The following is a 5,612-nucleotide window of genomic DNA, read 5'->3' on the forward strand; positions in this document are numbered from 1 at the left end:
CCGGACATGCTGCGCATTGCCGACTACCTGATCGCCCGCGAGCACGCCGCGCCGGCCAAGCGCTGAACCGCATAACCGCCAGCGACGGCCGCGCGTGGCATCATGCGCCCCGCGGCCGTCCGGCCCTTTTCTCGCCCCACGCTGGAGATCCAATCCGATGAAGACCCGCTTCGCCCTGACGCTGATGGCGCTGTTGCCGATCCTGGTCGCCTGCAAGGCGCAGGACGGTTCGTCCGACACCGCACCTGCCGCCACCACCCCAGCTGCCGAAACGGCGCCCGCGCCTGCTGCCGCTACCCCGGCCGCAAACCCCGCCGCACCGCCTGAAGTGGGCGAAAGCGCCAACACTTCACCGCCTGCGGCGCCCAGCGCTGCCCCGCGCGCGCCGAATGGCCCCGAGCCGGTCGCCGGCACCGATTATCTGGACATCGACGGTGGCCAGCCTTATCAGCAGGCCGCCGGCAAGATCGAAGTGGCCGAAGTCTTCGGCTACGTCTGCCCTGCCTGCAACGCGTTCCAGCCGCTGATCGGGCCGTGGAAGGCCGGCCTGCCGTCGGACGTGCATTTCGTCTATGTGCCGGCCATGTTCGGTGGCCCGTGGGATAACTACGGCCGCGCCTTCTATGCCGCCGAAACCCTGGGCGTGCAGGAAAAGACCCACGAAGCGTTATACAAGGCCATCCACGTCGACCAGACCCTCAAGGGCGAGCACGGCAAGGATTCGGTGCAGGACATCGCCGCGTTCTATGCCAAGTACGGCGTGGACCAGAAGACCTTCATCGACACCATGAGCAGCTTCGGCGTCTCGGCCAAGACCAACCGCGCCAAGCAGTTCGCTACCCGCAGCAAGATCACCGGCACCCCGTCGCTGATCATCAACGGCAAGTACCTGGTCAAGGGCCAGAGCTTTCCGGACATGCTGCGCATTGCCGATCACCTGATCGCGCGCGAACGCGCCACGCTGACCAAGTGAGGAGCGCGAACGCAACGTCGTGAACGCTTCGGACTCGCGCACCCTGCGGGTGCTGACCGCCAATATCCAGGCCGGCTCCAGCACCCGCCGTTACAGCGACTATGTGACGCGTAGCTGGTCGCACGCGTTACCGCTGGGCAGCAAGCGCACCAGCCTGGACAGCATCGCCAAGCTGGTGGGCGAACGCGACATCGTCGGCCTGCAGGAAGCCGACCCCGGCAGCCTGCGCTCGGGTTTCACCAACCAGACCCACTATCTGGCCGAGCGCGCCGGTTTCGATTACTGGAGCCACCAACCCAACCGTCGCATGGGTGGGGTGGCCTCCAGCGCGAACGGTTTGCTGAGCAAGCTCGAACCGGTGGAAGTGCAGGACCATGCCCTGCCCGGCCGCATCGGCGGGCGCGGCATCCTGCTGGCGAAGTTCGGCGAAGGCCGCGATGGCCTGGCCGTGGCGGTGGCGCATCTGTCGCTGGGCGCCAACTCGCGTATGGCGCAGTTGGCCTTCATCGCCGAACTGTTGTCCGATCACCCCAATGCGATGTTGATGGGCGATTTCAATTGCATGGCCGACCGACCGGAGATGCAGTCGCTGTATCGCCATACCCGTCTGCAACCACCGAGCCGCGACGTGCACACCTTTCCCAGCTGGCGTCCGGACCGGGCGATCGACCACATCCTGGTGAGCGACAGCCTGGTGATCGAACACACCGAAGCGATTCCGGCCGCGTTTTCAGATCACCTGGCGGTTGGGATGGATATCCGCGTGCCAAAGCAATTGCTGCGTTAGACAACCGGAAAAGTGACAACGGGTTCGCATTGGCGAACTCGACCGCTGACGCCCCCTCGACACCGCCTGTGCGATGACGCAGGCGGTTTTTCGTGGGGAGCACAGCACGTGATAGGCAGCGTATGAGTGCGTCGCCATGACTGCGACAGCGCCGCACACCTTGCCGGTACGCACCCTGCGCCCGGTGTTCGTGCTGGCTGCCACTGTCGTGTGCACGTTTGCCTTGCTGGTGTCGTTGTTTCCGCTGGAATCCGGGCGTTTGCTGCTGGATGCGCAGACCTAGGCCTCGCGCAATGTCGGCTGGTCCTACCTGCTGGCGATGACGCTGTATCTGGTGTTCGTGCTAGCCACGGCCCTGTCCAGCTACGGCAACATCAAGCTCGGCGCCGATCACGACGAGCCGGAATTCAGTTACCTCTCCTGGGCCGGCATGCTGTTTGCCGCGGGCATCAGCATCACGCTGTTCTTCTTCTGCGTCTCCGAGCCGCTCACGCATTATCTGCAACCGCCCCAGGGTGGTACCGGCAATGGCGAGGCGTCCGCGCGTCAGGCGATGCAGGTGCTGTTTCTGCATTGGGGCCTGCATGGTTGGGGCGTGTTCGCGCTGGTAGCCATGGCGCTGGCGTATTTCGCTTTCCGCCACAACCTGCCGCTGGCGTTGCGCTCGGCGTTGTATCCACTGATCGGCAGACGCATCAACGGGCCGATCGGCTACACCGTCGATGCGCTGGGCATCGTGGCGACCGTGTTCGGCATCGGCGCGGACATGGGCTTTGGCGTGCTGCATCTCAACGCCGGCCTGAGCACCTGGTGGGTAACAGCAGCGAAGGAATCGATGCGCATGCACGCCGTGAAGTGCTGATGCGCGCGGGTGCGATCGCCTCGCCGCAGCTACTGCAGCGCTCCGGTATGGGCGCGCCCGATCTGCTGCGCGCGCTCGATGTGCAGCTGGTGCACGACCTGCCTGATGTCGGCCAGAACCTGCAGGATCATCTGGAGGTCTACATCCAGTATGCATGCACCAAGCCGGTGTCCTTGTATCCGGCATTGCAGTGGTGGAACCAGCCGGCCATCGGTGCGCAATGGCTGTTCGCCGGCACGGGCACCGGTGCCAGCAATCAGTTCGAAGCCGGCGACTTCATCCGCACGCGCGAGGAATTCGACTGGCACAACATCCAGTACCACTTCCTTCCGGTCGCCATCAATTACAACGGCAGCAACGCAGTCAAGTAGCACAGCTTTCAAGCGCACGTCGGCTCGATGCGCACCCCCAGCCGCGGGCGTGTACACGCCAAATCGCGCGACCCGCGCCAGCATCCTTCGATCCTGTTCAACAACCAATCCAATCCACCGACCAGGACTGGCACGAATTCCGCGATGCGATCCGCATCACCCGCGAGATCATCGCGCAACCGGCGCTGGACGCTTACCGCGGCCGCGAGATCAGCCCCAGCGCGGACTGCAAGACCGATGCGGAGCTGGACGCGTTCGTCCGCTCTCGCGCAGAAACCGCCTATCACCCGTCCTGCTCCTGCGCGATGGGCACCGACGACATGGACCGCATGCGCGGCCGCGCGCCATTACCGCGCAGTACCGCCGATTACGACGTTGCCGGCGATGCACCGGTGCGCGGATGACTTTTCTCTGGGTCGAGCGTGCGGTGCCCTACCGCTTTTGGCATATACCGCGAACCCGTCCATGAGCGTGTTGGCGGCATCCACGCCGCCAATACTCCCGCAAGCGGCCAGGACACCGCACAGACAGGCGCATGATTGCTCGGGCATCATGCGCGGATGAAGATCTATCTCGTTGGCGGCGCAGTCCGCGATGCATTGCTTGACCAGCCGGCTGGCGACCGCGACTGGGTGGTGGTCGGTGCCGATCAGGCGCAGATGGAAGCACAGGGGTTCAAACCGGTCGGCAAGGACTTCCCGGTGTTTCTGCATCCGCGCAGTGGCGAGGAATACGCACTGGCGCGTACCGAGCGCAAGTCCGGCCGCGGATATCGCGGCTTCGTGGTGGACGCCGACCAGTCGGTGACGCTGGAAGAAGACCTGCTGCGCCGCGACTTCACCATCAATGCGATCGCTCGCGATGAGGACACTGGCGAGCTGTTCGACCCGTACAACGGCGCACGCGACCTCGAGGCGCGCGTCCTGCGGCATGTTGGCCCGGCATTTGTCGAAGATCCTGTGCGCGTGTTGCGTGCTGCGCGCTTCATGGCGCGGCTGGCGCCGCTGGGCTTCACGCTCGCTCCTGAAACTGCGGCATTGATGCGGGACATGGCCGCTAGTGGCGAACTCGACAGCCTGGTGCCGGAGCGCGTGTGGCAGGAGCTGCGGCGCGCATTGAGCTGCGCGCAGCCATCGGCGTTCCTGCGCACGCTGCATGACACCGATGCGCTGCGGGTGATCCTGCCGGAAATCGATGCGCTGTACGGCGTGCCGCAGCGCGCCGAATTCCATCCGGAGGTCGATACCGGCATTCACCAGGAAATGGTCAGCGATATGGCCGCACGTATCGCGCCCGGCGACGCGTTGGTGGGGTTCGCCGCACTGACCCACGATCTGGGTAAGGCGCTCACGCCGCAAGAGCAATGGCCGCGCCATGTCATGCACGAACAACGCGGCGTTGTCCCATTGCAGGCGCTGTGCGAGCGGCTCAAGGTACCGCAGGACTATCGGCAACTTGCCATCATCGCCTGCCGCGAGCACTTGAACGTGCATCGCCTGGCCGAGCTCCGCGACCGCACACTGCACGAGCTGCTGGTGCGCTGCGATGCGTTTCGCCGGCCGGAGCGTATCGCGCAGCTGGCACTGGTCTGCGAAGCCGACAAGCGTGGCCGTCTGGGCAGTGAAGAGGCCGCGTACCCCCAGGGCGAAGCACTCAAACGGCTACATGCCGTCGCACTGGCGATCAATGCGCGGGATCTGGCGGCCGAGGGTCTGCAAGGGCCGCAGATCGGCCAGGCACTGACAAAGGCGCGCATTGCCGCGATTGCGGCAGCGCGAAAAACCGGCGCATAGCGGCATGCGCGCGCAAATGTTTGATCCCAGGCTTTGATGGTGCAGTCTTTTCACTCGAATGGAAGGAAGCACTAGGGAAGGTCTGAACAACCCATCAAACCTCTAAAATTCCAGCTTCTTGCATGTCAATGACTGGAAAAATGCTGAGTAGGGTGCGATTTTTGCAACGTTCTGGCGGTTTTGGCTGCCGCTAGGCAGCATTATCCCCTGGCCGGCAGCAATTGCCGGCGCACCATCCACAGGTTCGACAGCGCAAACAAGGTCAGCACCTGCGCGGTGTTCTTGGCCAGGCCGCGATAGCGCACCTTGGTGTAGCCGAACTGCCGCTTGATCACCCGGAATGGATGCTCCACCTTCGCGCGCACGCTGGCCTTGAAGTGTTCCCAACGCTGTTCCCGAGCACGCTCGCGTTTGTTGCCAATGGCTTGCATCGTCGAGGGCTTGGCGGCGATGAAGAATGCTGCTTGGCAGTCCTGCAGTTCTTGGCGTTTGTCCGCGCCGGTATAGCCGCTGTCGCCGAACACGCTGTCTTCTTTGCCGCGCAGCAATGCGTGCGTCACCGTCACATCGGCGACATTGGCGGCCGTGCAACACACGTGGTGCACCAACCCGGAAAATTCATCTACGCCGATGTGCGCCTTCATCCCGAAATACCACTGTTTGCCCTTCTTGCTCCGCCAGGAAGATCTCGCGACGGGTCTGCTTGCGCTTGCCCAGGCCCTCGGCGTCACCGAACGTCAGCTGCATGGATGCCTCCTCAACGTGAGCGGATAGTGTCGCGCACCTGGGAGGTTTTGTTCAGAGGTTCCCTAAGGCAACGCTGATC

4 protein-coding genes and 3 pseudogenes are annotated in these 5,612 nt (G+C 64.0%); 5 read left to right on the plus strand and 2 right to left on the minus strand.

Features of this window, described 5'->3' with window-relative positions; all coding sequences use genetic code 11:
* The first annotated feature begins 157 nt into the window (after positions 1-157).
* The 5 genes and pseudogenes from XAXN_RS00275 (at position 158) to XAXN_RS00295 (ending at position 4,786) form a co-directional block, all read left to right on the plus strand.
* A complete protein-coding gene (locus tag XAXN_RS00275) occupies positions 158-973 on the plus strand; it encodes a thiol:disulfide interchange protein DsbA/DsbL (protein ID WP_054318062.1) in 816 nt (271 codons plus the stop codon).
* A gap of 49 nt (positions 974-1,022) precedes the next feature.
* The gene (locus XAXN_RS00280; RefSeq protein WP_054318063.1) at positions 1,023-1,760 is read left to right on the plus strand and encodes an endonuclease/exonuclease/phosphatase family protein; all 738 of its coding nucleotides are present in this window, start codon (positions 1,023-1,025) and stop codon (positions 1,758-1,760) included.
* A 136-nt stretch (positions 1,761-1,896) separates the two neighbouring features.
* A pseudogene (locus XAXN_RS00285) lies at positions 1,897-2,568 on the plus strand (BCCT family transporter); the annotation flags it as partial.
* Positions 2,565-3,397, plus strand: a pseudogene (locus XAXN_RS00290) (GMC oxidoreductase); the annotation flags it as partial. The pseudogenes XAXN_RS00285 and XAXN_RS00290, both read left to right, overlap by 4 nt.
* 156 nt (positions 3,398-3,553) lie before the next feature.
* Positions 3,554-4,786 (plus strand): multifunctional CCA addition/repair protein, encoded by a 1,233-nt coding sequence (locus XAXN_RS00295; RefSeq protein WP_054318064.1) that lies wholly within the window; start codon positions 3,554-3,556, stop codon positions 4,784-4,786.
* Between the two features lie 200 nt (positions 4,787-4,986).
* Here the strand turns inward: XAXN_RS00295 and XAXN_RS00300 are convergent.
* Both XAXN_RS00300 and XAXN_RS23375 read right to left on the minus strand, forming a co-directional pair.
* Positions 4,987-5,463 (minus strand): annotated as a pseudogene (locus XAXN_RS00300) (IS5 family transposase); the annotation flags it as partial.
* Positions 5,405-5,533, minus strand: coding sequence for a hypothetical protein (locus XAXN_RS23375; protein WP_258078152.1), 129 nt, complete (start codon positions 5,531-5,533; stop codon positions 5,405-5,407). The gene XAXN_RS23375 and the pseudogene XAXN_RS00300, both read right to left, overlap by 59 nt.
* Positions 5,534-5,612: the final 79 nt, after the last annotated feature.

It is taken from the genome of Xanthomonas axonopodis, assembly GCF_001304695.1.
Classification (GTDB): Bacteria; Pseudomonadota; Gammaproteobacteria; order Xanthomonadales; family Xanthomonadaceae; genus Xanthomonas; species Xanthomonas axonopodis.

What these genes read in the sequence shown, in the direction of transcription:
- XAXN_RS23375 (WP_258078152.1), bottom strand. Translation starts at nt 5,533, where the DNA reads ATGCAGCTGACGTTCGGTGACGCCGAGGGCCTGGGCAAGCGCAAGCAG.
- XAXN_RS00275 (WP_054318062.1), top strand. Translation starts at nt 158, where the DNA reads ATGAAGACCCGCTTCGCCCTGACGCTGATGGCGCTGTTGCCGATCCTG.
- XAXN_RS00295 (WP_054318064.1), top strand. Translation starts at nt 3,554, where the DNA reads ATGAAGATCTATCTCGTTGGCGGCGCAGTCCGCGATGCATTGCTTGAC.